Origin of the sequence: Micromonospora sp. NPDC000668, assembly GCF_042897975.1 — a bacterium.
Taxonomy (GTDB): Bacteria; Actinomycetota; Actinomycetes; order Mycobacteriales; family Micromonosporaceae; genus Micromonospora.
This window is the reverse complement of record NZ_JBIAYP010000002.1, coordinates 971,958-995,852: the sequence shown is the minus strand read 5'-3', so window position 1 is coordinate 995,852 and position 23,895 is coordinate 971,958. Positions and strand designations below refer to the sequence as shown.

The following is a 23,895-nucleotide window of genomic DNA, read 5'->3' as shown; positions in this document are numbered from 1 at the left end:
GGCGCCGGGCCGGGGATTATCACGGTACGAATACGCCGTCGGCAACTATGCCTTGTCTTACTGGATCGGCGCGACCCAGGGCCAGCGTCGGGTGCTCTGCCCGCGGGTCGTATCGTCCCGTCGTGTCCTCTCCGTACAGTAAGTCCACCGCCGTTGCGGCGGCATTGTCGGCGCTCGACGAGGGGCGTACGCCCGAACGGCCGGTGCTCCGGGAGGCGGTCCGGTCCTTGTTGGCCGTCCTCGCGGAGCGCGCCCCCGGCCGATCGGTGGAGGTACGCGTCCCACCATACGGGGCTGTCCAGTGCGTTCCGGGTCCTCGACACACCAGGGGAAACCCGCCAAACGTGGTCGAGATGGCCCCGGACACCTGGCTGGCGCTGGCCACCGGGCGAATCGATTGGACCGAGGCGGTTACCGACGGTCGAGTCCAGGTGAGCGGCGTCCGCGCGGACCTCTCTGCATATCTGCCCCTCTAGTTGCCCCAATGTCCAGGTGGTCGTCACGCTCAGCAGGGAAATCGTGACTATCTGTATTCATGGCAATTCGCGTACACTGTCAGGCGACGACAGTGGTCCCGGCCGAGGAGTGTGGATCCGCCCCGTGATCCCCGCCAGGCCGGTCCAGACCAGCATGAGGGAGCGGTAGTGCCCCGAGGCGACGGCCGGCTGAGCCACGACCTTGACCCCCAACGACCTGGCCCGCAGGATGCCTGCGGCGTCTTCGGCGTCTGGGCTCCGGGCGAAGAGGTCGCCAATCTGACCTATTTCGGCCTTTATGCCCTCCAGCATCGCGGCCAGGAGGCGGCGGGCATCGCGGTGAGCGATGGCTCCGGCGTGGTGGTCTACAAGGATCTCGGCCTGGTGGCCCAGGTCTTCGACGAGCCCACCCTGGCCAGCCTGCGCGGCCACCTGGCGATCGGGCACGCCCGCTATTCCACGACCGGCGCCTCGAACTGGGAAAATGCCCAGCCGACCATCCGGTCGACCAGCTCCGGCACGACCATCGCGTTGGCCCACAACGGCAACCTGGTCAACACCGCCGAGTTGGAGAAGGAGGTCGCCGAGCGCGGCCTCGTCGCGGACGGCTCGACCAACGACACCTCCCTGGTGACCATGCTGCTGGCCAGCCGACCGGACCTGTCGGTCGAGGCGGCCGCGATGGAGGTGCTGCCGCAGCTGCGGGGCGCGTTCAGCTTCGTCTTCATGGACGAGTCGACCCTCTACGCGGCTCGCGACGCGCACGGCGTACGCCCGCTGGTGCTCGGCCGGTTGGAGCGCGGCTGGGTGGTCGCCAGTGAGACCGCCGCGCTGGACATCGTCGGCGCCAGCGTGGTGCGCGAGGTCGAGCCCGGCGAGCTGATCGCGATCGACGAGGACGGGCTGCGCTCCACCAGGTTCGCCGCGCCGGAGCCCAAGGGCTGTCTCTTCGAGTACGTCTACATCGCGCGCCCGGACGCCACCATCGCGGGGCGCAACGTGCACGCGGCACGGGTGCAGATCGGCCGGCAGTTGGCCAAGGAGCACCCGGTCGAGGCCGACCTGGTGATCCCCGTGCCCGAGTCCGGCACCCCGGCCGCGATCGGCTACGCGGAGGCGTCCGGCATCACCTACGGTGCCGGTCTGATGAAGAACCCGTACGTGGGGCGCACCTTCATCCAGCCGTCGCAGACCCTGCGCCAGCTCGGCATCCGGCTCAAGCTCAACCCGCTGCGAGAGAACGTCCGGGGCAAGCGGCTGGTGGTGGTGGACGACTCGATCGTCCGCGGCAACACGCAGCGGGCCATCGTGCGGATGCTGCGCGAGGCGGGGGCACTGGAGGTGCACGTCCGGATCTCCTCCCCGCCGGTCAGCTGGCCGTGCTTCTACGGCATCGACTTCGCCACTCGGGCGGAGCTGCTGGCCAACGGGTTGGACAACGACGGCATCCGGCGTTCCATCGGAGCCGACACGCTGGGTTACGTTTCGCTTCCTGGCCTGATCGCCGCGACCGAGCAGCCGAAGACCCGGCTGTGTCGGGCGTGTTTCGATGGGGAGTACCCGATCGAGCTGCCGGCCGGCAACCTGATCGGCAAGCACGTGCTCGAAGGGGTGGGCCGACGGGTCGCCAACTCGGCACCGGAAGCCCCACACACCAACGGCTCGCTCGTCGCCACTCCGGGTGGCGTGACCGCAAACCGCCCGTAGCACCAACCGGCGCGGCCCGGCCACCGCCGGTGCGGCACCGAGAACCACAAAGGGGAGAACCGTGACGCACGTGTCCGAGCGCAGCGGCGCAGGAAGCAGCCCGACCGGCGCCGGCGGCGACCGCCAGCTCTGGACGGCCGGCGCCGGCCGTCAGACCCGCAAACGCTCGGTCTCGTACGCCGACGCGGGCGTCTCGATCGACGCGGGTGACCGCGCGGTGGAGCTGCTCAAGTCGAAGGTGCGTCAGACCCGTCGCCCCGAGGTGCTGGGTGACCTCGGCGGCTTCGCCGGCCTGTTCCGGCTGGACACGACCAAGTACAAGAACCCGATCCTGGCTTCCTCCACCGACGGGGTGGGCACCAAGCTGGTGATCGCCCAGCAGATGGACATCCACGACACGGTCGGCATCGACCTGGTCGCGATGGTCGTCGACGACCTGGTGGCCTGTGGGGCCGAGCCGCTGTTCCTGCTCGACTACATCGCCACCGGCGAGGTGGTTCCGGACAAGGTCGCCGAGATTGGCGCGGGCATCGCCGACGGTTGCCGCTACGCCGGCTGCGCGCTGCTGGGCGGGGAGACCGCCGAGCACCCCGGCGTGCTCCGCCCGGACGAGTACGACATCTCCGCGACCGGCGTCGGCGTGGTTGAGGAGAGCGACATCCTCAGCCCGGATCGGGTCGAGGTGGGCGACGTGGTGATTGCCATGCGCTCCTCCGGCCTGCACTCCAACGGCTACTCGCTGGTCCGGCACGTGTTGCTCGGCGCGGCCCGGATGCGGCTGGACATCGTGATCGACGACTTCGGCCGGCAGCGGACCCTGGGTGAGGAGCTGCTCACCCCGACCAAGATCTACGCCAAGGACTGCCTGAAGCTGATCGCCGAGGCTGAGGTGCGGGTGCTGGCCCACGTCACCGGCGGCGGCATCCCCGGCAACCTGGTCCGGGTGCTGCCCGAGCACGTCGACGCGGTGGTCAACCGGTCCACCTGGAAGCCGCAGCCGGTCTTCGACCTGATCCAGTCGAAGGGTCGGATCGACGACCAGGACATGGAGTCGACCTTCAACATGGGCGTCGGCATGTTCGCGATCGTCTCGGCCGAGGACGCCGACCGCGCGCTGGCCACGCTGACCGGCCGTGGGGTCGAGGCGTGGCAGGCCGGCGAGATCATCGAGGGCACCGGCAACGTGCAGATGGTTGGCCAGCACACCCGCGGATGATCACGTTCTGGTGATCGTACGGGCACCTGATCAGGGCTTCACCCGAGTGGCCAATGCCGCCTAGCCTGAAGGGCACCCTCAGGCTAGGCGGAGGAGGGCGATGGCTGCTCGGGGACAGTCGTTCAGCGGGATGCGCGGTCTGGCCGCCGTCCCGTCGTACGTCGTCATGCAGCCCACCACCCTCTGCAACCTCGACTGCGCGTACTGCTACCTGCCGTTCCGGGCCGCCGACAGGCGAATGCCGGTGTCGGTGGCCGAGGCGGTGGCGGCGGCGGTCAACCCGTGGGCGGCGGCCGGCCGATTCTCGGTGGTGTGGCACGGCGGTGAGCCGCTGGCGGCCGGCCGGGAGCACCTGGCCGACCTGATCGCGCCGTTCGGGCCCCAGGTCGAGCACCACGTGCAGACCAACGCCACGCTGATCGACGACGACTGGTGCGACTTCTTCGCCCGGCACGAGGTGCGGGTGAGCGTGAGCGTGGACGGGCCCCGGGAGCGCAACGGCGACCGGGTCAACCGGGGCGGCCAGCCGGCGTACGACCGGATCCTGCGCGGGGTCGCCGCGCTGCGTCGGCACGGGCTGCCGTTCTCCGCGCTCGCCGTGGTGTCCAGGCCGGAGTCGGGGCTCGCCGCCGAGCTGTACGACTACTTCCTCGGGCTGGGCTGCGACGTGTTGGGCATCAACATCGAGGAGACCGAGGGGGTCAACACCCGCGACAACCGTCACGACGCGGCGGCGGTGACCGCCTTCTGGGCGGAGCTGGTGGCGGCCTGGCGCCGGGAGCCCCGGATTCACCTGCGCGAGATCGAGTGGTCGCTGCGCTACGCCGCGGCGGTGCTCGACAACTCGGCGGACAGCGTGCTGCCCCGCCGGCTGGACCCGATCCCGACGATCGGGCACGACGGCTCGGTGACCGTGCTCTCCCCGGAGCTGGCTGGCTTCACCGACCCCCGCTACGGCGACTTCAGCAGCGGCAACGTGCTGACCACCCCGCTGGCCGAGATCCTCACGGGCGCTGCCGCGACGCCGTGGGTGGGCGAGTTCCTGGCCGGGGTGGAGTCGTGCCGGACGTCCTGCCCGTACTTCGGCTTCTGTGGCGGTGGCCATGCGGCCAACCGCTACTTCGAGCTGGGGCGTTTCGACGGTACGGAGACCGAGCACTGCCGCAACAGCAAGATCCGCCTATTGGAGGGAGTGTTGGAGCATGCCCGAGACCACGAGTCACCGGTTGCCTGAGCGCGAGGCGGATGACGCCCCGGACGGAGTCACCGAGCGGGTGCGGGAGGTGGCCCCGGGGCTCGTCGAGCTGCTTCAGGAGGCCGAGGACGCACGGCGGCTGCGGGCGGAGGTATCGGGCGGGGACGGCGCCAGCGCGGTCTGCGCCTGGAACCACTTCGAGAACATCCCGACCTTCTACAACTGGAACAACCGGCCACGCTGACGGGGACCGCGGTCAGGGGCCTGTCGAACGGCCGGAGAGGTCTCCCGCCGGGCCAGGCCCCTGATCGTCGGTGCCGGTAGCGCTCTCGACGGGCACATGCGTGAGCACGCGGGGGTCACCGCGTGCTCAGCTACGTCGAGAGGTCAGTGGGTCGGACGAACCCAGGGATCCGGGTCGTCGTCCGCGTGATCCTCATCATCGTCGTCGACGAACTCTTTTGAGTCGTCGTCGAAGTGGTGCTCAGACTTACCAGCACCCGCCAGTTCGCGCTGCAAGGCGGTGAGGTCGGTGTTCGGGGAGTGGTACTTCAACTCCCGGGCCACCTTTGTCTGCTTGGCCTTAGCACGGCCGCGCCCCATGGCTCGACCCCCTCGCACAGAATGCGGGGCAGCCCGAAGGCGGGCCCCGATGACGTCAGGCATCTCTCGTGGCTCTTACGGTACATGGGGATGCCATCGTTCGGCACCTCGGGTTACCGTCAACCGGCTCTGCGCGTCGCGTCGATCCGGCCGTAACCCAGTGTACCCGGTAAGGAGCGGAACGGAGAGCACCCGTGACACCGGACAAAACGCACCAAACTTGACTCGGCCTCAGCTTACCGAGCCGGGCCGGCGGCGGGGCCCGGAGGCGGATCCGGTCGATCCGCCTCCGGGGTCGCTCAGCGCAGGTGGATCGTGCGCAGCCGGCCGACGTCGGCCATCCGCCGTTCGGCCAGACGGTCCGCGGCCACCGCCGGAGGAACGCCCTCGGCGTCCGCCAGGTGCAGGATCTCCCGGGTGGTGTCGTAGATCCGGGTGGCCCGCAGCTTCGCCCGATCGAAGTTGAAGCCCTCGATCTCGTCCGCCACCTGGATCACACCGCCGGCGTTGACCACGTAGTCCGGGGCGTACAGGATGCCCCGGTCGGCCAGCAGCTTCTCGATGCCCGGGTGGGCGAGCTGGTTGTTCGCCGCCCCGGTCACCACCTTGGCCCGCAGCACCGGCACGGTGTCGTCGTTCAACGCGCCGCCCAGCGCGCACGGGGCGTACACGTCGATGTCCGCGGCGACCAGCGCGGTGGGGTCGTCCACCAGGGTGACCTCCGGGTGGTTGGTGCGCACCCACGTCAGCGCCTTCGGGTTGACGTCGGTGGCCACCACCTCGGCGCCGTCCTCCAGCAGGTGCCCGGTCAGGTACTTGCCGACCTTGCCGAGGCCGACCACGCCGACCCGGCGGCCGCGCAGGCTCGGGGTGCCCCAGACATGCTCGGCGGAGGCCCGCATGCCCTGGAAGACGCCCCAGGCGGTCAGGATCGAGGAATCACCGGCGCCGCCGTGCTCGACGCTGCGGCCGGTCACGTAGCGGGTCTCCCGGGCGATGACGTCCATGTCCGCCACGTAGGTGCCGACGTCGCAGGCGGTGTAGTAGCGGCCGGCCAGCGACTCCACGAAGCGGCCGTACGCGCGCAGCAGCGCCTCGCTCTTGATCTGCTCCGGGTCGCCCCAGATGACCGCCTTGCCACCGCCCAGGTCCAGCCCGGCGAGCGCGTTCTTGTACGCCATCCCGCGGGACAGGTCGAGCACGTCGGCGAGCGCGTCATCCTCGCTGGCGTACGGGTAGAAGCGGGTGCCGCCCAGCGCGGGCCCCAGCGCGGTGGAGTAGATCCCGATGATCGCCTTCAGGCCGCTCTGCTTGTCCTGGCAGAACACGACCTGTTCGTGTCCGGTCGATACCGGGTCGTCGGTGCTCGCGAATACGCCCATGACTGGCTCCTGGAATGGTGGCGTCCTTGTGGGACGCGGACCTGGTGGACCCCGGCGGGGATGCTGCCGGTGCCGTCGAGCCTAGTATCGGCCGCCGTGGGGGTGCCCGACGCGCTGCCGGCGTCCCACGTTGCGGCGCGCGTGGTCCGGCCGCTGACCGCGTCCGGGTGCGGTTCGTGGGAGGATCGCGCCGTGCCGTCGCTCTTCGCTTCTTACCTGCGCGTGTACGAACCGCTGACCGCCTTCGACCGGGACCGCCAGAGCTACTGGCGCCGCTACGTGTCGGAGGGGCGGGCCGTGGCCCCGGTGGAGGGGCCCGGCCGGCAGCGGACGGCGGTGATCGAGGCGCTGGGCGCGGGCTGGACCCGGCTACCGGACCTGCCGGAGGAGGCGTACGTCCTGGAGACGGACGACAGCCTGCTGGTCTGCCCCTGGAACCTGCGGATCCGAGTCGCTGAGGCGGCGCTCAGCGCCCGGGACGGGGTGCCCTCGGTGCTCGCCGACGCGTTCGTGCCGCCGGTGCTCGCCGGGCAGGCCAGGGCGGTGGTGGACGACTGGCGCAGTGGAGCCCGGGTGCTGGAGCACGGGGTGCCCCGGGTGCACGAGCAGATCGCCACCTGGGGTGTGCCGCTGCGGTGGTTCGTGCTCTTCGACCCCTCCGAGCGGGACCTGGTCGCCCAGCCGGGCCGACGGGCGCTGCGCTACCGGACCGAGATCTCCAAGGCCCGCCGCCGCTCGTCACGGGCGCTGTCGGTGCTGCGTAAGTCGGTGGGCGAGGCGCCGATCACTGACGCGGTGGAGGAGGCGGCCCGCTGGCTGGAGGAGTTCCACCCTCGCTCGGTGGTGGAGCTGGACTACGGCGGCCTGGTCGATCTGCTCTCCGACGAGACGCTGGCCGCGGACGACTCGCCCGAGTTGGTCGCCGGCGGTCTCGCCGGGCTGTCCCGCGGTGAGGCCGAGGAGGCGTCGGCCGCGTACGACAAGCTGGTGGCCCGGTGGCGCGCCGTGCAGCTGCTGGAGCGGTGCAACTAAGGCAAATCGCCCAAGGAGCGCTCTCAAGGTGAGGTGTGCTCGTAGTTGACGCATCACGAACCGTGATCATGAGTCCGAATAAGGTACTTTCTGACATGTAAAAGTAGTAAAAATCGGGCATGGTTCATCCGTCCGTCTAGGGACCTTCATCCGTTCGGCCCATGTCGGACATCGGGGACTAGCCGGACCATGGGAGACGCGTCGGCCGGCGGGACCCCGGCCGATGTCTATACATGTGGAGGAGTGACCGATGGCATCGCGAACGCATGAACCAGAGCCGCTACTCACGCCGGCCGAGGTGGCGTCGATGTTCCGTGTCGACCCGAAGACGGTGACCCGGTGGGCCAAGGCGGGCAAGCTCAGCGCCATCCGCACCCTGGGTGGCCACCGTCGCTACCGCGAGTCGGAGGTCAGGGCGCTGTTGCAGGGCCAGATCCCGCAGCAGCGGCAGGGTGACTGAGCGCCAGTTTTTCCGGTCAGGGGCGGTGGATCTCGATCCGCCGCCCCTTTCCATGTCCGCCCGCCAGCGCGCCCGGCCTCAGTCGCGCCCGTCGGCCAGCGTCACCCGGATGCTGACCGTGCCGCCCTCGGCGCGGCGCAGCCGGCTGCCGAGCAGGCTCAGTCGACCGAGCAGCCGGTACTTGTGCTTGAGCAGGTCGCGTACCCGGCCCGTGTCGCCGCCACCGTAGATCGTCGCGTGGGCGGGCACCTCCGCACCGTGCGGCCGGCCTCGCACGTCGCACGGCGCCACGGTCACCTCGCCGTTGCGGCGGATCCGCTTCACCTTGCCCGAGTCGGCCCGGGTCCAGACCGCCAACGCCTCGCCGTCGCGTACCGCCCAGACCGGCGTCGGCACCGCCCGACCGTCCTTGCGGAAGGTCGTGAGCAGGATGTACTTCTCGGCCGACAGTCTGTCCAGCGTGGTCACGCCGCCAGGATACGGCCGCTGCGGGCCGCTGAGTGGCCGGATAGCGTGAACGTCGTGACGGGGGATCCTCTAATCGGTGACGTTGTCGGCGAACTGCTCAGGGACACGCTCGCCGTGGCCTCCGGGGTGGGTCCCCGACCGCTGGTCGGCGGGCGACTGCCCCGGCCGGTCATCGAGATCATCGAGCGGGACGACGGATTGATCAACGGCGCGCCGGCCGCGCACTACCTGGACGCGCCGGCGGACTGGCAGCCGTACGACCACCGGGCCGTGGACCGGGCCGAGGGCGAGACGCTGGACATCGGCACCGGTGCCGGCCGCATCGCGCTGCTGCTCCAGGAGCGCGGCGTACCGGTCACCGGGCTGGACACCTCGGCGGGCGCGCTGGCGGTGAGCCGGCGGCGCGGGGTCCGGCGGCTGGTCCACGGCACCGTGGACACGCACGTCGCCGACGGCCAGCGGTACGACACGTTCCTGCTGCTCGGCAACAACCTGGGGCTGTTCGAGGGGCGGGAGCGGGCACCCGGGTTCCTGGCCGCGCTCGCCGCGCTGGCCCGGCCGGGGGCGCAGATCATCGCGCACGGCACCGACCCGTACGGCACCCGTGACCCGCTGCACACCGGCTACCACGAGCGCAACCGCAGCCGGGGTCGGCTGGGCGGCCAGCTACGGCTCCGGCTGCGCTACCGGGAGTTGGGCACCGAGTGGTTCGACTACCTGGTCTGTTCGGCGGACGAGTTCGCCAGCCTGGTGCACGGCAGCGGCTGGCGGCTGACCGATGTGGACGACCGCGATGCCCCGTACTACCTGGCTACCCTGCGCCTCGCCGACTGAGCACCCAGGTGAGGAAGGGCCCCGCGACAGGGAGGGGCCCTTCCCTACCTCTCAGACCTGGACGGTCGGGGGGAGTTGCTCGGGCGGAAGCCCGCCGTCGCCGTCGACCACCTCGTCCGGGGTGCCGTCCTCGTCGATGTCGACCATGGTGATGTCCACCTTGCCGTCACCGTTGGTGTCGAACTGGAACAGGTCGGCCTTGCCGTCGCCGTCGGTGTCCACCACCCACACGTCGGTGCGGCCGTCGTTGTTGGTGTCGGCGCGCAGCAGGTCGACCCGCTCGTCCCCTCGGGTCTCCACGGTCTCCCCGTCGGTGCTACCCGGGTCGGTGACGCTCTCCGGTGCCTGGCTCATGTCGACTGGTCCTTCCCTCGGTTGACGGGCCGTCTGTACCCGATCCCGCGCTCCCCCACGCATGGGCCGGGTCGCCGTGCTGCATAGGGTCGCACCATGAGCGAGCGGAGTGGGCGGAACACCCAGGCTGGCGTGGCGGGGACCCCGCGCGCCGCCGGGCGGGACAGGGAGGCGTGATGAGCGATCGTTTCGTGGTCGTCGGTGCCGGCACGATGGGGCTCGGCATCGCGTACGTGGCGGCCGGGGCCGGGTACGCCGTCGAGTTGGTCGAGGTGGACTCCGGCCGGGGCGCGACCGCACTGAACCGGCTCGCCGACCTGTGGGAGCGGGCGGTGCAGCGCGGAAAGCTGAGCGCCGACGAGGCCGCCACCAACCGGCTGCGGGTGACGCTGCGCCCGACCCTCGCCGAGGTCGCCCCCGCCCCGGAGGTGATCGTGGAGGCGGTGCCGGAGCGGCTCGACCTGAAGCGGGCGGTGCTACGTGACGCCGCCGCGCTGCACCCGGCGCTGCTGGGCAGCAACACCTCCAGCATCGCCATCGGCGAGCTGGCCGCCGGTCTGGACCGGCCCGAGGGCTTCCTCGGCCTGCACTTCTTCAACCCGGTCTGGGCGATGGCGCTGCTGGAGGTCGTGGTCGGCCCGGCAACCGCCGAGGAGACCACCGCCGCGGCCGTCGCGCTCGCCGGCCGGCTGGGCAAGGACCCCGTCGTGGTACGCGACCTGCCCGGCTTCGCCACCTCCCGGCTCGGGGTCACCCTCGGCCTGGAGGCGATCCGGATGGTCGCCGACGAGGTGGCCAGCCCGGCCGACATCGACAAGGCGATGGTGCTGGGCTACCGGCACCCGATCGGGCCGCTGGAGCTGACCGATCTGGTCGGCCTGGACGTGCGGCTGGACATCGCCCGTACCCTCCAGGCCGCGTACGGGGATCGCTTCGCGCCGCCGCCGTTGCTGGTGGAGATGGTGGCCGCCGGGCGGCTGGGCAAGAAGTCCGGGCACGGCTTCTACCGGTGGGACGGCGGGGTGAAGCGGTGAGCGGGCTGCGGATCGAGGAACGACCGGACCGGGTGGTGGTCACCCTGGACCGGCCGGAGAAGCGCAACGCCATCGACGCCGACCTGATCGCCGAGCTGCACCAGGTCTGCGCCGAGCTGGAGGCGCGCCCCCGGCTGCTGCTGCTCACCGGTGGCGCGGAGGGCATCTTCGCCGGTGGCGCTGACATCGGCCAGCTCCGCGAGCGGGGCCGCACGGACGCCCTGGCCGCGATCAACTCGGCCGCCTTCGCCCGGATCCGGGCGCTGCCGATGCCGAGTGTGGCCGCCGTCGACGGCCCGGCGTTGGGCGGTGGCGCGGAGCTGGCGTACGCCTGCGATCTGCGGGTGTGTACGGCGCGGGCGTTCTTCGGCCAGCCGGAGGTGCGGTTGGGCATCCTGGCCGGCGCAGGCGCGACCCACCGGCTGCCCGCACTGATCGGTGAGGCCCGGGCCAAGGAGCTGCTCTTCACCGGCCGGCGGGTGGACGCCGCGGAGGCGCTGCGGATCGGCCTGGTGAACCGGGTCGTGGACGAGCCCGGTGAGCTGCTGACGGTGGCGCACGGGCTGCTGGACGAGATGGCCCAGGGCTCGCCGCTGGCGCTGCGGCTCACCAAGTTGGCGGTGGACGCACCGGCCGCCGCGCACCCGCAGCTCGACCTGGTCAGCCAGGCGGTGCTCTTCGAGGACGAGGAGAAGCACCGGCGGATGACCGAGTTCCTGGAGCGCCGCCGGACCCGTTGACGCGGGGACGGAAACGGCCGCACCGGCGGAATGCCGGTGCGGCCGTCGTGGTCCGTGGTCGGTGCTCAGTGCCGGATCTGCACCCCGCTGTCGGCGAGCGCCCGGATCACCTGTGCGGACTCGCCGAAGCCGATGACCAGCACGGCGTCCGCGCCGAAGTCCTTGATCTCCTTGGCGCCGTCGGTGAAGTCCACCGGCGGGGCCTTGGCGTCGGCCGGCGGCTCGTAGGTGAGCAGCTTGAGCCGGTCGCCGGTGATCCCGGCCTTCTCCAGCTCGTCACGGACGGTGGCCTGAAGGCCCTCGCCGTAGGAGTCCTTGCGGGCGACGATGACGATCTTCTGCGACCCGTCGCGGAGGATCACGTCGGCCAGCGCCCGGCCCTGCAGGCTGTCCGGCGGCGCGGTGCGGAAGTAGAGGCCCTTGTCCTCCACGTCAGTCAGGCCGCTGTCGGTGTTGGACGGCGAGAAGAGGATCTTCCCGGCCGCCACCACGTCCGGCAGCACCTCGCGGGAGATACCCGAGCCGCCAGCGCCGATGATCAGGCTGACGCCGTCCGCCACGTGCTTGGCCACGGTCGCCTTGGCCACCGCCGGGCTGGTGCCGTCGTCGCCGTCCACCCAGGTCACCGGCTTGCCCAGCGCGCCGCCACCGGCGTTGATCTCCCGGATCGCCAGCGCCGCGCCAGCGGCCATCGGCGGGTAGGCGATCGCCAGGTCACCGGTCTTCGGCAGCAGGCCGCCCAGGATCAGCGGCTCCTGGTCGGCGTCTCCGCCGGCGGGCTGCTTCCTCGGCTTCGGCGGCGCCTTGGTGCTCGCCGCCGACTCGGTGCCCGCCCCGACGAACTCGGTCTTGCCGTCGTTGATCTGCTGGCCGTCGAACGTCAGCGTGGCGTAGCTCGCGGTGGCCGGCTCGCCCTTGTCGGTGAAGCCCGCCCGGGTCAGCGACACGCTGCGGTACTCGATGTCCTGCCCGGCGCGGGCCAGCGTCAGGCAGGTCGCCGGGTCCTCGCAGCGCTGGCCGCCGTTGGTCACGCCGACGATCTGCTTGGCGATGGCCGCCGGGTCCGTGCTCCCGGCCAGTTGGGCGGCGAGCACTCCGATCACCACCGCGTCGTACGTCTCGGCGGCGTAGAGGTAGTCCGTCAGCGCCGGGTCGACGGACCGTAGCCGGCTCTTGAAGTCATCCGGCAGCGGGGTGAGCGGCGTGGTTCCCTTCATCCCGTCCACGAGGTTGGCACGTTCCTTCAACTCCGCAGGATAGGAGTTGAGCATGTTGCCGTCCGTGCCGTAGAGGCGCACTTGTTGAGCGCTTCCCTCCTCGGCCTTGTCATCCCCGCAAGCGCTTGTGGCGAGCAGGATCGTCGCGCAGGCGGCCAATGAGGCTGCCCGCGAGCGGCGTGATACGAACATGGTCGTCCTTCCTCCGGCGAAGGTCCGCTGCGCACATTAGCGTGCCGGGCCCAGCGGCGGGACCGTGGAGGTGGCCTAATGCGCAGGTCGCTCGCCTCGAACACGGATAGTGACGGTCGGGGTGGGCCTTGACCGGCCGTCCTACTGTGCGCTGGGTGACGGACCTACCACAGCAAACGATCGACGACGCGGCTTCCGTGCTCCGCTCGGCGCTGGCCGGGGATGGAGACGCGGTGGTGGGGACGTTCGACGCGGTCGTCGACCGTGCCGGCCTGAACGGCGCGTACGGGGTCGCCTGGTGCCTGGCCGCGACGATGGTCGGTGACGCACCGTCGGGCAGCGGATGTGCCCTCGACTTCCCGGGGATCGACCAGGCTGACTACGACACCCGCTGGGTGGCCCGGTTCGTCAGCGCGTACGCCAACCGGGACGTACCGACCGGGGAGGCGCTCTTCGGTGCGGCGGTGGCCGACGGGCTGCTCCCCGACTGCCTGCTCACCCTCGCCGGCTCGACGATCGCCACCCTGCGCAGTCGGTCGGGCTGATGATGCCGGGCGCCCGCCGGGGGCGGCCGCCGCGCCCGGGTGGGTTGCTCAGGACGCGTTACCCGCGACCCTCGTGCTCGTCACGCAGCTTGTCGACCTGACCGTCCGCATAGGACGGTGAGACCGGTCAGGACGACGACACCGGTTGATCAGTGCAGGCTCGCCCCCGCGCCGGCCGGTGGATGTGATAGCTCTGGGGGCATGTCCGAGGCCATGCTCAGCAAGGTGCGCAAGCTGCTGGCCCAGGCCGAGGATCCGGCCTGCACGCCCGCCGAGGCGGCCGCGTTCACCGCCAAGGCCACCGAGTTGATCGCCCGTTACGGCGTGGATCGGGCGCTGCTCGCGGCCCGGGACCCGGCCACCGACCCGGTCGGCGATCGGGTGGTCGACATCGTCGCTCCGTACGCCCGCGACAAGGTCGGCCTGCTCGCCGCGGTCGCCGAACCACTGCGCTGCCGCTGCGTACGGCGCCGACAGGGCGGCGGGTTCGCGCTGCACCTGTTCGGCTTCGCCAGCGACCTGGAGCGGGTCGATCTGCTCTTCACCTCACTGCTCGTGCAGGCGGCGCACGGCCTGGCCGGCACGGCGGTGCCGGCCGGCGAGCATCCGGCCGCCTTCCGTCGGTCCTGGCTCGCCGGCTTCGCGCAGGTGATCGGGGGCCGGCTCTGGGCGGCCGAGACCGCGGCGGCCAGCGAACCGGGTACGCCGTCGGTGGCGCTGGTGCTGGCCGACCGCTCCGACCGGGTGCAGCGCCGGCTGGCCGAGCAGTACCCGCGGCTGCGCACCGCACCACCGCGCCGGCTGGCCGGCACCGGATTCGGCTCCGGGGCGGAGGCCGGCCGCCGCGCGGACCTGGGCGGCCGAGACCTCGGCGGCGGCGCAGCCAGGGAACGACAGCTCGACCGCTGAGCCAACGGCTGCGGGGTCGCCGGTGGCGGCGTTGGTCACGGGTCGCCGGTGGCGGCGTTGGTCACGTGATGGGGCGGCGGCGCGAGACCGTGGCGAGGTATCGGGTGAGCAGGTCGTGCCAGCCGGCGGTGAGCGCCTTGCGGTACCCCTCGGCCGCCTCACCGTGCCGGTCGAAGTGCCGGTGCTCCAGCTCGACGCGGGTGCGTTCGGGGCCGTCGGGGAGGAACAGCACCTCGACCTCGCTTGCCCGGGCCGGGTCCGGCACCGGCACCCGGTCGGGACCGAGCTGCCAGGCGAAGACCAGCCGCCGCGGCGGGTCCCAGGTGAGCACCCGGCCCCAGTCGGCGCGGAAGCCGTACGGGCCGATCTCGTAGAGCATCCCGCCGGCCCGCGGCTCCATGCCCAGCTCGGCGAGGGCCTCGGGGCCGGACCAGGTGTACTCGGTGACCCACCAGTCAGTCAGATCGTCGGTGAAAACCGCGAACGCGTGCTCGGCGGCGCCCGGGACGAGGAGGCTGCACCGTAAGGAGAACCGTTCCAGGTCCTGCCGGATGTCGGCCGGATCAGTCATCCCCTGTCCCATAGGCCCGGACCATACCGGCTGATGCCCGGGTGCGCAGCTTCGATGGGTGCCCGGTTCCGGACAGTGGGTTGTCGGACCGTCACGGACGGGATGCCCCGCCGGAAAGCGGGTAACCGCGCCGGACAACCCGGACGACCAGGCGGGTGTACGGCGGAGCGGGAGAGCATGAGCGAGAGCGCGCAGCAGCGGGAGCCGGACCAGGACCTCGACCGGCCGGACCGGGTCGACGACGGTGGGGATCCGGACATCCTGCTCGACATTCCGAGGGTCACCGTCGAGTCGATCAGGCTGGCGGTGAACGGGCTGGACGCCGACCTCTCGCTGCGGGCTCGACTGGCCAACCTGCTGGAGATCGACGCCGGCGTACGGGTGCATCTGCACAGCGTCGAGCTGGACATCAACGGCGTGCAGGCCGAGGCGCAGCTGCGGGTGCGGCTGGAGCAGTTGGCGACCATCCTGGGCCGGGCGCTGGACACGATCGACAGCAACCCGCAGATCATCGAGACCCTTGGCCGGACGGCCGGCATCGCGATCAACGACGTCAACCGCAGCGCCCAGCAGTTGGCCGCGGGAGCCGTGGAGGCCACCGGCTCGGCGCAGCGCCCCGGCGACGTACCCGGCGAACTGGGCCGGCGGGTGGGCACGGCCAGCCCGGTCGCCGATCGGCTCCGGCCGGGTGCTGGTGGCCCCGGGCCCGGTGCTGGTGGTCCTGAGCCGCGTGTCGGTGGTCCCGGGCCGGGTGTGGGTGGTCCCGGGCCGGTCGCTGGCGGTCCTGGGCCGCGTGTCGGTGGTCCCGGCCCGGGTGCTGGTGGGCCGCGTGTCGGTGGTCCCGGCCCGGGGGCCGGTGGCCCGGGGGCCGGTGAGCAGGAACGACCGAAGCCCGCCGCTACGGAAGGTCGGCGGCCGGAGGCGCAGGGACCCGAGAGTCAGCGTCAGCCTGACGGCGGTCAGGACGGCGGTGGCGTGTCAGGTGGGGCCTACGCCGCAGCCCAGAGCGCGGCTCAGCTCGCCGAGCAGGCGGGGGAGACCCTCCGGCAGGCCGGGCGCAGCGTGTGGGAGGCGATCCAGGGAGGCGTGGCGCAGCACCGCCAGCAGGGGCGTCGGGACCAGTGACGGCGGCGGAGCCGAGCCACAGGTGACAGTGCGAGCTGAAGAGAGCAGCCGCCCATCATGTTGTGATGGGCGGCTGCTCCTGTCGTCCGCTGCCTGGCCGGGATGTCCACGTCCCGAGGGACAGGTGTGCTCAGAGCGTCTTGACCTGGCCGCCGTCGAGGACGAACTCGGCGCCGGTGGTGTTGGCAGAGTGGGCGGAGGCAAGGAACAGCACCAGGTGGGCGACCTCGCTTGCCTCGGTGATCCGGCCAGTGCTGATCGCCATGCTCTGCGGCACGACCTCGTCGAGCGCCTGCTGGGCGGTGACACCCGCGCCGGCGGCAACGGCGTGCGCGAAACCGTCAGGCCCGGTCCAGAACGGGGTCCGCACCGGGCCGGGCGAGACGGCGTTGACTCGCACACCGCGCGGCGCGAACTCCTCCGACAGGGTCTTTGTCAGGTTGGACATCGCCGCCTTGGCCGCGGAGTAGTCGACCACCATCGGGAACGGCAGCCGTGCATTGATGCTGCTGATGTTGACGATCGTTCCGCCGTTGTCCACCAGGGCGGGCAGGGCCGCCCTGCTCGTGCGTACGGCGCTGAAGAACGTCACGTCGAACACGCGCGCCCACTCGGCGTCGTCGACGTCGAGGAATCCTGACCGGACGCTGCCGGCGCCAACGTTGTTGACCAGTACATCCAGCCGCCCGTACGTCGACAGCGCGGCGTCGACGAGCCGCTGCGGGGTTTCCGCATCGGTGATGTCGGCCAGCACCACGGTGGCGTCGCGCGCGGCCTGGGCGTCGAGCTCTGGCGTACTCGTACGGCTGCTCGCCACCACGTGCGCACCCTCGTCGAGCAACGCCGCCACGGTGGTCAGACCGATGCCCTTGCTCGCGCCGGTGACGATGACGACCTTGCCCTGCAGTTCGAGATCCACTACTACTCCCCAGTTGTTGACTGATCAGTTCCTAATTCGGGCAGCAAAAAGTCAGTCGAGGGCGCCCATGGCGACCTCCACGGCGTTGTCGAGGAACGCACGATCCGCGCGGGCCTTGCCCATCACCCGCAAACCCTGCAGGAACGTGGTCAAGAACTGGGCCAGCTCCTGCGGTTTCTTGTCCGCCGCGATCTCCCCGCGGGCCCGCGCCCGCTCCAATGCCCCGGCCAGGGCCGACTCGACCTGACCCATCGTGCGCGAGACCTGCTGCACCGTGTCCGGGTGCGCCGAGCGCTCCGTGGCCGCGTTGACCAGCAGGCAGCCCAGCTCCGGATCGGCCAGGTCGGCCTCCACCAACTCCAGGAGCACCGCCCGGATCGCCGGACGCACCTGCTCCGCCCGGTCCAACACCTCGATCAGCCCTACCGCGTGGCGCTTGCAGTAACGGCGAAGGGCCAGCGCATACAGCTGCTCCTTGGATCCGAACGCCTTGTACAGGCTGCCCCGGGCGATTCCGAGGCCGTCCACGAGATCCTCCGTCGAGGTCGCCTCGAACCCCTGACGCCAGAACAACTCCATCGCACGGTCCACTGCCGTGTCGATGTCGAACGTCCTTGGCCTACCCATGCGACAACCATAGAGGTAAGGAACTGATCAGTCCACAACTGTGGGAGCAGTCACCCGATGGGCTCACGACCAGCGGCGGGGCAGAAAGTCAGCCGGCCCGAACCCCACGCCCCGCCCCCGCACGTCACCCCTGGGTCAGTAAGGAAGGGGGAGGCGGAGTGGGTAAGAGGTGAGGGAGGGGCAGAGTTGTGGACCTGGTGGTCGTGGCCCTCGGCCTAGCCTCGGTTGTACTCGGGGTGCGTGTGGCCGTGTCACGACGGTTTCCCGCAGCCTGGGTTCGGCTTGCACGCCTGAAGCCGGGAGATCGGTCCCAGCCCGTGCGGGTGGGCATCGCCCAGGCCGTGATCGGTGCGAGCTTGCTGGTCCAGCAGGCACCGTTCTTCATCTCCATGCCCCGTCCGCTTGGACGCACCCTGTTCGCGGTGTCACTGCTGTTGCTGCTGACGGCGGCGGCGGCGGGAGCGTTTTCGCTGCTCCGTCGCTAGCTGCGCATGGTGATGTGCCGGGGCAGTCGCGCGACATCCCCGTACGGCCATCAGCGGGATTCCGGGGTCAACGAGGGTCAGACCGGACAGACGGGCCGGCGGGGTGCAAAGCAGAACGCCGACCGGCGTTTCCGCTGGTCGGCGCTCCTGTAGCCCGGCGAAAGGCTATGTGGCCAGGGGCGGGGTCGAACCGCCGACCTTCCGATTTTCAGTCGGACGCTCGTACCAACTGAGCTACCTGGCCGTGTCGCTCGGCTCATGCTACCCGCCAACCGGATGAACCGCTGGCAGGGTCACACGCTCCGATACGCAGAACGCCGCGCTGGGCGCGGCGTCGGCGCTGCGGTCCTGACGGGACTTGAACCCGCGACCTCCGCCTTGACAGGGCGGCGAGCACTCCAACTGCTCCACAGGACCTAGCTTGTGTTGCTCCGGCTTGCGCCGGTCGTGCCCCCAACGGGATTCGAACCCGTGCTACCGCCTTGAAAGGGCGGCGTCCTGGGCCGCTAGACGATGAGGGCGGCCCCGCCATCATTGCACATTCGCAACTTCTAGCGGACTTGCTCCCATCCGGCCCCGCCGGAGGCTTGGAAAGCATACGTGATGCTCGGTCGGTCGACAAAACCGGTATGGCCGAAGCCTTGGATCAGCGCATAACCGCAGGTCAGGCCCGGTCTAGCGGAGTCGGGCGATGCCGTAGCGGCGCTTCAGGTCGGCGATCAGGCGCGGGCAGGCGGCGAGCGTCGCGGCCCGGTCGCCGCCGCCGTCGTGCAGCAGAACGATGGCCCCGGGCCGGGCGGCGGAGTGGATCCGGTGAGCGATCGTGGCGGCGGTCGGCTTGCCCCAGTCCTGCGGGTCGACGTTCCAGTGCAGCGGACGCATGCCGAGTTCCTTCGCCACCGCGAGTACTTCCTTCGTCCAGCGACCGCCCGGTTGCCGGTAGAAGGGCACCGGCGCGCCCGGGGTCGCCGCCTGGATGGCCTTGTTGGTCCGGGTCAGGTCGGCCCGGATCTCGGCGATCGGCCGCCGGGCGAGGTCGAGATCGTGCCGCCAGCTGTGGTTGCAGAGCTGGTGCCCCTCCCGGACGATCCGCCGCACCAGCTCCGGGTGGCGTTGCACCTCATGGCCAACCAGGCAGAAGGTGGCGGTCACCCGGGCCGCCCGCAGTTGGTCGAGCACCTTGGGCGTCCAGGCCGGACTGGGCCCGTCGTCGAAGGTCAGCGCCACCGGGCCGACGCCGGTGTTGCGGCGCAGGCCGTCCGGGAGCTTGGCCGGCAGCGGCCGCAACGGAGGCTTCGTGCGGGTCGGGCGCGGCGACGTGGTGGGTTTCGGCGGCGTGGTCGACTCCGCCGGCTGCGGCGCGCCGGCGGGTGCGATGGTGCCGTCCGGTTGGGCGCAGCCGGACAGGGCCAGCACCATGGCGAGGACGGACGCCAGGGCGGCGCGGGCTTGCATCTGTCGCTCCCGGGGGGGGGGGTCGGGGTAGGCGGACTCCCCGACGCTAACGGACGTCGCCGAGGGCCGACAGTCCGGTGAGGCCCCCCTTCGACTGGTCCAGTGAGTCACGGACCGCGACGGCGAGCGAGACCGCCTCGGCCAGGCCGACCGGCCGCACCACCCCGGCGGGCAGCGTGTCGGCCCGCCAGCCGGGGCCGGCAGCGAGTACCAGCAGCGGGCGGCGTGGCGCGGCGAGCAGCGCGCTGAGCTGGGCGGGGTCGGCGGTGGCCGGGGTATGTGACCAGAGCACCACGGCGGCCGGCCCGGTTCGGTTGACCGCCTCGACGAGGGCGGCCACCGGCACCCGGGCGCCGAGCATCCGGTAGCTGACCCCGGTCTCGGCGAGCGCGGCGGCCATCGCCTCCAGTGGCAGGCTGTGCTGCTCCTCGTCGGCGCAGGAGAGCAGGATCCGGGCCGGCCCGGTGGGCACGGTGGCCCGGCTGGCCGCCGCGAACGCCTCCGACACGCAGCGGGAGATCAGGTGTTCCACCTCGATCAGGGCGCCGGTGGCGGCGTGCCGGTCGCCGATGCCGACGAGCACCGGGCGTAGCAGGCCGTCCCAGGTGGCGACGACCCCGTTGGCGGCCAGAGCGTGCGCGATCGTCTCGCTGATCGCCGCACCGTCCAGCCGCATGGCGGCCCGGGCCAGCCCGCGGGCGGCGGGGCCGGCGCGGCCCACCGGGATGGTTCCGCCGCCGCCATCCCGGCCGGGCGTGCCGATGCGACTGCGGATGACGACATCGGCGGGTGTCGAATCCGGTGCCTGGCGGGCCCAGCGGGCCGCGTCGGCGGGGCTCACGCCGTCGGCGGTGAGCCGTCGCATGATCTCGAGGCGCGCCAGGTCGGCCGGCGTGTACCGGCGATGGTGGCCTGGGACGTGTTCGCTGGGCCCGAGTCCGTAGCGCTGGTGCCAGGTGCGCAGGGTGGTGACCGCGACCCCCAGCCTGCGCGCCACGGCGCCCGCGCTCAGCGGCTCATCGGCCACCTGACCGCTCCGCCGCATCATCCGCCGACGATCCGGACGGGGTCACGGCCTGGCCGGGTGCGTCGGACGTCGGCCCCGAGGGGCGCAGCAGCCGGTTCACCACCCCGACCAGCCAGGGTGCGTACGACCGGGGGTCCAGGTCGAGGTCGGCCTCCAGTGCGGCGGGCTCGGCCCAGCGCAGCTCGGCCACCTCGTCCGGGTCGGGCAGCAGCGGGGCGCCGGGGCGGAACTCGCCCTTCAGCACATGGTCGTACTCGAACTCGACCCGTCCGGTGGCCGGGTCCTCGGCGTAGTAGACGTAGACGCCCACCTCGGTCAGCTCGACCGGGCCGGTGCCCAGCTCCTCGCGTAGCCGCCGGTTGGCCGCGTCGGCGAGCGGTTCGCCCGGCCGGGGGTGGCCGCAGCAGGAGTTGGCCCAGCGCAGCGGGAACCGGGTCTTGACCGCGGCCCGCCGCTGGAGCAGCACCTGGCCGTCCGGGTCCACGAGCAGCACCGAGAAGGCCCGGTGCAGCCGCCCCGGCGGCTGGTGGGCGGCCGCGACGGTGGTCTGGCCGAGGGCTCGGCCGGCGTCGTCGACCAGCTCGACGAGGTGCTCCTCGCGGCTGCTCACCGACCCTCCCCGGTGATCCGGCCGGCGGCCAGCTTGCCGGATATCAGCACCATCGGCACACCGACCCCGGGCTGGGTACCGGAGCCGACGAAGACCACGTTCGACAGGTCGCGGTGCAGGTTCGACGGGCGGAACGGGCCGGTCTGGAAGAGGGTGTGCGCGGCGGCGAACGGGGTGCCGGCGGCCATCCCCTGCTCCGCCCACTCGGCGGGGGTGATGGCCTGCAGCACCTCCACTCCGGCGCCGAAGCCGACGTAGCCGCGCTCCTCCAGGGTGCCGATCAGCTGGTCGCCGTAGCGGCGGGTCAGGTCGCCGCGCCACTCGAACGGCGCCCGGTCGAGGTTGGGCACCGGCGCGAGCACGTAGTAGGTGTGCCGGCCCGGTGGGGCGACCGACGGGTCGGTCCGGCTCGGGTTGGTCACCAGCAGCGACGGGTCGGTCATCAGCTCACCCCGGCGGATGACCTCATCGAAGGTGCCCTTCCACGCGCGTCCGAAGTGGATGTTGTGGTGGGCGATCTTCGCATATCCCTGGCGGGAGCCGACGTGCAGGACGACGCAGGACGGCGAGTAGGTGAGCCGGCGTTTGGGAGCCGCCGGGAGCAGGTCCCGGTAGGCGACCGGCAGGTCGGGGTTGAGCACCACCACGTCCGCCGGCACCAGCTCGCCGTCGGCGGTCAGCACGCCGGTGGCCCGGCCGTTCGCGGTCTCCACCCGGGTCACCATGGTGTCGTACCGGATCTGCACGCCGTGCTTCTCGGCGGCGCCGGCCATCGCCCGGGAGACCGCGTGGATGCCGCCGCGCGGGAAGTAGACCCCCGCCACCGAGTCCAGGTACGCGATGACCGCGTAGATCGCCAGCGCGTCGTGCGGGGCGAGCCCGGCGTACATCGCCTGGAAGGAGAAGATCCGCTGGGTGCGCGGGTCCCGGAAGAACTGGTTGATCTTCGTCTGGAGGCGGCGGAAGGCTCCGCCGGTGAGCAGCTTGAGCAGGTTGCCAGTGATGAGGTCGGTCGGCGCGTCCAGGTTGCGCTCGATGAAGTCGGTCCGCTCCAGCCGCCACAGCTCCCGCGCGTAGTCGACGAAGCGCAGGTAGCCGTCGGCCTCACGCGGCCCGCACACGCGGGAGATCTCGGCCGCCATCCGGGTGGTGTCGGTGAGCACGTCGAGGGTCGAGCCGTCCGGGTAGTACGCCCGGTACGCCGGGTCGAGTGGCGTCAGGTCGAGCCAGTCGCGCAACTCCTCGCCGACCGCGCCGAGCGCCTCGGCGATCAGGTCGGGCATAGTGAGCACGGTCGGGCCGGTGTCGAACTCGTAGCCGTCCACGGCGAGCCGGCCGGCCCGCCCGCCGGGCACCGGCTCGCGTTCCAGCACGGTCACCTGCCGACCGCTGCCGGCCAGGTGCAGCGCGCAGGCCAGCCCACCCAGCCCGGCGCCGACGACCACCACCCGGTCAGTCCGTCCCGTCACCGTCCGCACGTGACCACCTCCTCGAAAAAGTTGCTCATCAGGCCCGCCGGTCGGTGGCGGCGACGGCCAGACCGGTCAGCGCCGTCCGCGCCGTCCGGTCCACGGGTGCGGCGTCGAGCGCGGCCAGCGCGTCGCCCACCCGTTCGGCGATCATCCGCTCCACCCGGGCCACGGCGCCGGTGTCGGCGACCAGTTCGGCGAGTCGGTCGACCGGCTCCGCACCGGCCCGCTCCAACGCGCTGAGCTGGGCCGGCGTGGCCAACTGCCGGGCCAGCATGAGCAGCGTGGTCGGCTTGCCGGCGCGCAGGTCGTCACCGGCCGGCTTGCCGGTGGCGGCCGGATCGCCGTAGACGCCGAGCAGGTCGTCGCGGAGTTGGAACGCCTCGCCGACGGCCAGGCCGTAGCGGGTGTACGCGGCGATCAGCGGGGCGTCGGCGGGAACGCCGGCCAGACAGGCGCCGAAGAGCAGCGGTCGTTGAACGGTGTAGCTCGCCGTCTTGTAGCGAGCCACCCGCAGCGCCCGGTCGACCGACCAGTTGGCGGCGTCGTTCTCGCCGAGCACGTCGAGGTACTGCCCGGCGACCGTCTCCACCCGCATCTGGTCGTAGCAGCGGCGGACCTCGAACAGCCGGGTCGGCGGCACGGTGGCCTGTGCCAGCAGCCGGTCGGCCCAGACCAGGCAGAGGTCGCCGATGAGGATGGCGACGGCCTCACCGAACCGGTCGGGGTCACCTCGGTGGCCGGCGGCGACGTGCTGCGCGGCCACCGCGACGTGCACGGTGGGCCGGCCGCGGCGGGTGGTGGAGGCGTCCATCACGTCGTCGTGCACGAGCGCGAAGGTGTGCAGCAACTCCAGCGCGGCCAACGCGGGCAGCACCGGTGGCAGCGGTTCGGTGCCGCCGACCGCCCCGCGCCAGCCCCAGTAGGCGAAGGTGGGCCGGATCCGCTTGCCGCCGGCCAGGACGGCCTCCCGCGCGGCGGCCGCGAAGCCGCCCATCGCTGCGTCGATCTCGGCGAGCGAGTCGACCTCGGCGGCGAGGAAGGTGGTCAGGGTGTCGTTCACCGCAGTGGTCAGTTCCTGGGTGTACGCGGCCAGCACGGCGCGGACCGGATCGTCCCTGTCGCCCGGCCGGGTCGGCGCCAGGCGGATCGCGTTCCCCGCAACTGCGTCGTTGGCCATGCGGCCGAGCGTACCCTAGGCTACGAGTTGCGTCGATTGGTGCGTCGATAACTGAGGAGGCCC

The 23,895-nt window shown here is 71.7% G+C and carries 27 protein-coding genes and 3 tRNA genes; 14 read left to right on the top strand and 16 right to left on the bottom strand.

Annotated features, from left to right (window positions below):
- Nucleotides 1-122 precede the first annotated feature (122 nt).
- The 5 genes from ACFY29_RS14160 to amcA all read left to right on the top strand — a co-directional run bounded on the left by ACFY29_RS14160 (nucleotide 123) and on the right by amcA (nucleotide 4,838).
- Complete coding sequence (locus tag ACFY29_RS14160) at nucleotides 123-476, top strand: sterol carrier family protein (protein ID WP_386985935.1); 354 nt, start codon at nucleotides 123-125, stop codon at nucleotides 474-476.
- Nucleotides 477-644: 168 nt separating this feature from the next.
- Nucleotides 645-2,183, top strand: coding sequence for an amidophosphoribosyltransferase (gene purF, locus ACFY29_RS14155; RefSeq protein WP_328422359.1), 1,539 nt, complete (start codon nucleotides 645-647; stop codon nucleotides 2,181-2,183).
- A 61-nt stretch (nucleotides 2,184-2,244) separates the two neighbouring features.
- Nucleotides 2,245-3,399 (top strand): phosphoribosylformylglycinamidine cyclo-ligase, encoded by a 1,155-nt coding sequence (gene purM, locus ACFY29_RS14150; RefSeq protein ID WP_328422361.1) that lies wholly within the window; start codon nucleotides 2,245-2,247, stop codon nucleotides 3,397-3,399.
- A gap of 130 nt (nucleotides 3,400-3,529) precedes the next feature.
- Nucleotides 3,530-4,633: a cyclophane-forming radical SAM peptide maturase AmcB gene (amcB, locus tag ACFY29_RS14145; protein ID WP_386986755.1), complete on the top strand. Its 1,104-nt coding sequence runs from the start codon at nucleotides 3,530-3,532 to the stop codon at nucleotides 4,631-4,633.
- Complete coding sequence (gene amcA / locus ACFY29_RS14140) at nucleotides 4,602-4,838, top strand: multiple cyclophane-containing RiPP AmcA (protein ID WP_355600875.1); 237 nt, start codon at nucleotides 4,602-4,604, stop codon at nucleotides 4,836-4,838. The genes amcB and amcA overlap by 32 nt, the downstream gene beginning before the upstream one ends.
- Before the next feature lie 143 nt (nucleotides 4,839-4,981).
- On the opposite strand, the gene ACFY29_RS14135 is transcribed toward amcA, so the two are convergent.
- Together ACFY29_RS14135 and ACFY29_RS14130 are read right to left on the bottom strand one after the other, a co-directional pair.
- Nucleotides 4,982-5,197 (bottom strand): DUF3073 domain-containing protein, encoded by a 216-nt coding sequence (locus ACFY29_RS14135; RefSeq protein WP_328422365.1) that lies wholly within the window; start codon nucleotides 5,195-5,197, stop codon nucleotides 4,982-4,984.
- A 299-nt stretch (nucleotides 5,198-5,496) separates the two neighbouring features.
- Nucleotides 5,497-6,579, bottom strand: a complete 1,083-nt coding sequence (locus tag ACFY29_RS14130) for a Glu/Leu/Phe/Val dehydrogenase dimerization domain-containing protein (protein ID WP_328422367.1) — start codon at nucleotides 6,577-6,579, stop codon at nucleotides 5,497-5,499.
- Between the two features lie 192 nt (nucleotides 6,580-6,771).
- On the opposite strand from ACFY29_RS14130, the gene ACFY29_RS14125 reads away from it, so the two are divergent.
- Nucleotides 6,772-7,611: a hypothetical protein gene (locus tag ACFY29_RS14125; RefSeq protein ID WP_355600871.1), complete on the top strand. Its 840-nt coding sequence runs from the start codon at nucleotides 6,772-6,774 to the stop codon at nucleotides 7,609-7,611.
- Between the two features lie 250 nt (nucleotides 7,612-7,861).
- Nucleotides 7,862-8,071 (top strand): BldC family transcriptional regulator, encoded by a 210-nt coding sequence (locus tag ACFY29_RS14120; protein WP_007073996.1) that lies wholly within the window; start codon nucleotides 7,862-7,864, stop codon nucleotides 8,069-8,071.
- A gap of 78 nt (nucleotides 8,072-8,149) precedes the next feature.
- Here ACFY29_RS14120 and ACFY29_RS14115 read toward each other — a convergent pair whose 3' ends face one another.
- Nucleotides 8,150-8,539: a PPOX class F420-dependent oxidoreductase gene (locus tag ACFY29_RS14115; protein WP_386985931.1), complete on the bottom strand. Its 390-nt coding sequence runs from the start codon at nucleotides 8,537-8,539 to the stop codon at nucleotides 8,150-8,152.
- A gap of 54 nt (nucleotides 8,540-8,593) precedes the next feature.
- Here ACFY29_RS14115 and ACFY29_RS14110 point away from each other — a divergent pair, with 54 nt between their 5' ends.
- A complete protein-coding gene (locus ACFY29_RS14110; protein WP_328422373.1) occupies nucleotides 8,594-9,373 on the top strand; it encodes a class I SAM-dependent methyltransferase in 780 nt (259 codons plus the stop codon).
- Nucleotides 9,374-9,424: 51 nt separating this feature from the next.
- Here the strand turns inward: ACFY29_RS14110 and ACFY29_RS14105 are convergent, their stop codons facing one another.
- A complete protein-coding gene (locus ACFY29_RS14105) occupies nucleotides 9,425-9,727 on the bottom strand; it encodes a hypothetical protein (RefSeq protein ID WP_074315850.1) in 303 nt (100 codons plus the stop codon).
- Between the two features lie 176 nt (nucleotides 9,728-9,903).
- Between ACFY29_RS14105 and ACFY29_RS14100 the strand changes: the two genes are divergently transcribed.
- Together ACFY29_RS14100 and ACFY29_RS14095 are read left to right on the top strand one after the other, a co-directional pair.
- Nucleotides 9,904-10,761 carry a 3-hydroxyacyl-CoA dehydrogenase family protein gene (locus ACFY29_RS14100; protein WP_386985929.1) on the top strand — a complete coding sequence of 286 codons (858 nt, stop codon included), beginning with the start codon at nucleotides 9,904-9,906 and terminating at the stop codon, nucleotides 10,759-10,761.
- On the top strand, nucleotides 10,758-11,501 hold the full coding sequence (locus ACFY29_RS14095) for an enoyl-CoA hydratase/isomerase family protein (protein ID WP_355600865.1): 744 nt from the start codon (nucleotides 10,758-10,760) through the stop codon (nucleotides 11,499-11,501). The genes ACFY29_RS14100 and ACFY29_RS14095 overlap by 4 nt, the downstream gene beginning before the upstream one ends.
- Nucleotides 11,502-11,566: 65 nt before the next feature.
- On the opposite strand, the gene ACFY29_RS14090 is transcribed toward ACFY29_RS14095, so the two are convergent.
- Complete coding sequence (locus ACFY29_RS14090) at nucleotides 11,567-12,910, bottom strand: ABC transporter substrate-binding protein (RefSeq protein ID WP_386985926.1); 1,344 nt, start codon at nucleotides 12,908-12,910, stop codon at nucleotides 11,567-11,569.
- Nucleotides 12,911-13,065: 155 nt separating this feature from the next.
- Here ACFY29_RS14090 and ACFY29_RS14085 point away from each other — a divergent pair, with 155 nt between their 5' ends.
- Together ACFY29_RS14085 and ACFY29_RS14080 are read left to right on the top strand one after the other, a co-directional pair.
- Entirely contained in the window at nucleotides 13,066-13,455 is a 390-nt protein-coding gene (locus ACFY29_RS14085; protein WP_328422382.1) for a hypothetical protein, read from the top strand.
- 201 nt (nucleotides 13,456-13,656) lie between these two features.
- On the top strand, nucleotides 13,657-14,364 hold the full coding sequence (locus tag ACFY29_RS14080; RefSeq protein ID WP_386985924.1) for a DUF2786 domain-containing protein: 708 nt from the start codon (nucleotides 13,657-13,659) through the stop codon (nucleotides 14,362-14,364).
- Between the two features lie 61 nt (nucleotides 14,365-14,425).
- Here ACFY29_RS14080 and ACFY29_RS14075 read toward each other — a convergent pair whose 3' ends face one another.
- Nucleotides 14,426-14,947, bottom strand: a complete 522-nt coding sequence (locus tag ACFY29_RS14075) for an SRPBCC family protein (RefSeq protein ID WP_355600859.1) — start codon at nucleotides 14,945-14,947, stop codon at nucleotides 14,426-14,428.
- Nucleotides 14,948-15,112: 165 nt separating this feature from the next.
- Here ACFY29_RS14075 and ACFY29_RS14070 point away from each other — a divergent pair, with 165 nt between their 5' ends.
- Complete coding sequence (locus tag ACFY29_RS14070) at nucleotides 15,113-16,060, top strand: hypothetical protein (protein ID WP_386985922.1); 948 nt, start codon at nucleotides 15,113-15,115, stop codon at nucleotides 16,058-16,060.
- A gap of 130 nt (nucleotides 16,061-16,190) precedes the next feature.
- On the opposite strand, the gene ACFY29_RS14065 is transcribed toward ACFY29_RS14070, so the two are convergent.
- Nucleotides 16,191-16,979, bottom strand: a complete 789-nt coding sequence (locus ACFY29_RS14065; RefSeq protein WP_386985920.1) for an SDR family NAD(P)-dependent oxidoreductase — start codon at nucleotides 16,977-16,979, stop codon at nucleotides 16,191-16,193.
- 51 nt (nucleotides 16,980-17,030) lie between these two features.
- Nucleotides 17,031-17,606, bottom strand: a complete 576-nt coding sequence (locus ACFY29_RS14060; RefSeq protein WP_386985918.1) for a TetR/AcrR family transcriptional regulator — start codon at nucleotides 17,604-17,606, stop codon at nucleotides 17,031-17,033.
- 323 nt (nucleotides 17,607-17,929) lie between these two features.
- Here ACFY29_RS14060 and ACFY29_RS14055 point away from each other — a divergent pair, with 323 nt between their 5' ends.
- On the top strand, nucleotides 17,930-18,091 hold the full coding sequence (locus ACFY29_RS14055) for a hypothetical protein (protein WP_386985916.1): 162 nt from the start codon (nucleotides 17,930-17,932) through the stop codon (nucleotides 18,089-18,091).
- Nucleotides 18,092-18,261: 170 nt separating this feature from the next.
- Here ACFY29_RS14055 and ACFY29_RS14050 read toward each other — a convergent pair.
- From ACFY29_RS14050 to ACFY29_RS14015, 8 genes are all read right to left on the bottom strand, one after another.
- Nucleotides 18,262-18,335 (bottom strand) — tRNA-Phe (locus ACFY29_RS14050).
- Nucleotides 18,336-18,434: 99 nt separating this feature from the next.
- Nucleotides 18,435-18,508: transfer RNA gene (locus ACFY29_RS14045), tRNA-Asp, on the bottom strand.
- 31 nt (nucleotides 18,509-18,539) lie between these two features.
- A tRNA-Glu gene (locus ACFY29_RS14040) sits at nucleotides 18,540-18,612 on the bottom strand.
- Nucleotides 18,613-18,766: 154 nt separating this feature from the next.
- The gene (locus ACFY29_RS14035; protein ID WP_386985914.1) at nucleotides 18,767-19,546 is read right to left on the bottom strand and encodes a polysaccharide deacetylase family protein; all 780 of its coding nucleotides are present in this window, start codon (nucleotides 19,544-19,546) and stop codon (nucleotides 18,767-18,769) included.
- 46 nt (nucleotides 19,547-19,592) lie between these two features.
- Nucleotides 19,593-20,573, bottom strand: coding sequence for a MerR family transcriptional regulator (locus ACFY29_RS14030; protein WP_386985912.1), 981 nt, complete (start codon nucleotides 20,571-20,573; stop codon nucleotides 19,593-19,595).
- Nucleotides 20,563-21,183, bottom strand: a complete 621-nt coding sequence (gene idi, locus ACFY29_RS14025; RefSeq protein ID WP_386985910.1) for an isopentenyl-diphosphate Delta-isomerase — start codon at nucleotides 21,181-21,183, stop codon at nucleotides 20,563-20,565. The genes ACFY29_RS14030 and idi overlap by 11 nt, the downstream gene beginning before the upstream one ends.
- Nucleotides 21,180-22,661 carry a phytoene desaturase family protein gene (gene crtI, locus ACFY29_RS14020; protein WP_386985909.1) on the bottom strand — a complete coding sequence of 494 codons (1,482 nt, stop codon included), beginning with the start codon at nucleotides 22,659-22,661 and terminating at the stop codon, nucleotides 21,180-21,182. The genes idi and crtI overlap by 4 nt, the downstream gene beginning before the upstream one ends.
- 28 nt (nucleotides 22,662-22,689) lie before the next feature.
- Complete coding sequence (locus ACFY29_RS14015) at nucleotides 22,690-23,832, bottom strand: polyprenyl synthetase family protein (protein WP_386985907.1); 1,143 nt, start codon at nucleotides 23,830-23,832, stop codon at nucleotides 22,690-22,692.
- Nucleotides 23,833-23,895: the final 63 nt, after the last annotated feature.

Coding starts and splice junctions, on each gene's coding strand:
- amcB (WP_386986755.1), top strand. CDS start 3,530: ATGCGCGGTCTGGCCGCCGTCCCGTCGTACGTCGTCATGCAGCCCACC.
- amcA (WP_355600875.1), top strand. CDS start 4,602: ATGCCCGAGACCACGAGTCACCGGTTGCCTGAGCGCGAGGCGGATGAC.
- ACFY29_RS14135 (WP_328422365.1), bottom strand. CDS start 5,197: ATGGGGCGCGGCCGTGCTAAGGCCAAGCAGACAAAGGTGGCCCGGGAG.
- ACFY29_RS14130 (WP_328422367.1), bottom strand. CDS start 6,579: ATGGGCGTATTCGCGAGCACCGACGACCCGGTATCGACCGGACACGAA.
- ACFY29_RS14120 (WP_007073996.1), top strand. CDS start 7,862: ATGGCATCGCGAACGCATGAACCAGAGCCGCTACTCACGCCGGCCGAG.
- ACFY29_RS14105 (WP_074315850.1), bottom strand. CDS start 9,727: ATGAGCCAGGCACCGGAGAGCGTCACCGACCCGGGTAGCACCGACGGG.
- ACFY29_RS14100 (WP_386985929.1), top strand. CDS start 9,904: ATGAGCGATCGTTTCGTGGTCGTCGGTGCCGGCACGATGGGGCTCGGC.
- ACFY29_RS14090 (WP_386985926.1), bottom strand. CDS start 12,910: ATGTTCGTATCACGCCGCTCGCGGGCAGCCTCATTGGCCGCCTGCGCG.
- ACFY29_RS14080 (WP_386985924.1), top strand. CDS start 13,657: ATGTCCGAGGCCATGCTCAGCAAGGTGCGCAAGCTGCTGGCCCAGGCC.
- ACFY29_RS14075 (WP_355600859.1), bottom strand. CDS start 14,947: ATGGGACAGGGGATGACTGATCCGGCCGACATCCGGCAGGACCTGGAA.
- ACFY29_RS14070 (WP_386985922.1), top strand. CDS start 15,113: ATGAGCGAGAGCGCGCAGCAGCGGGAGCCGGACCAGGACCTCGACCGG.
- ACFY29_RS14060 (WP_386985918.1), bottom strand. CDS start 17,606: ATGGGTAGGCCAAGGACGTTCGACATCGACACGGCAGTGGACCGTGCG.
- ACFY29_RS14035 (WP_386985914.1), bottom strand. CDS start 19,546: ATGCAAGCCCGCGCCGCCCTGGCGTCCGTCCTCGCCATGGTGCTGGCC.
- ACFY29_RS14015 (WP_386985907.1), bottom strand. CDS start 23,832: ATGGCCAACGACGCAGTTGCGGGGAACGCGATCCGCCTGGCGCCGACC.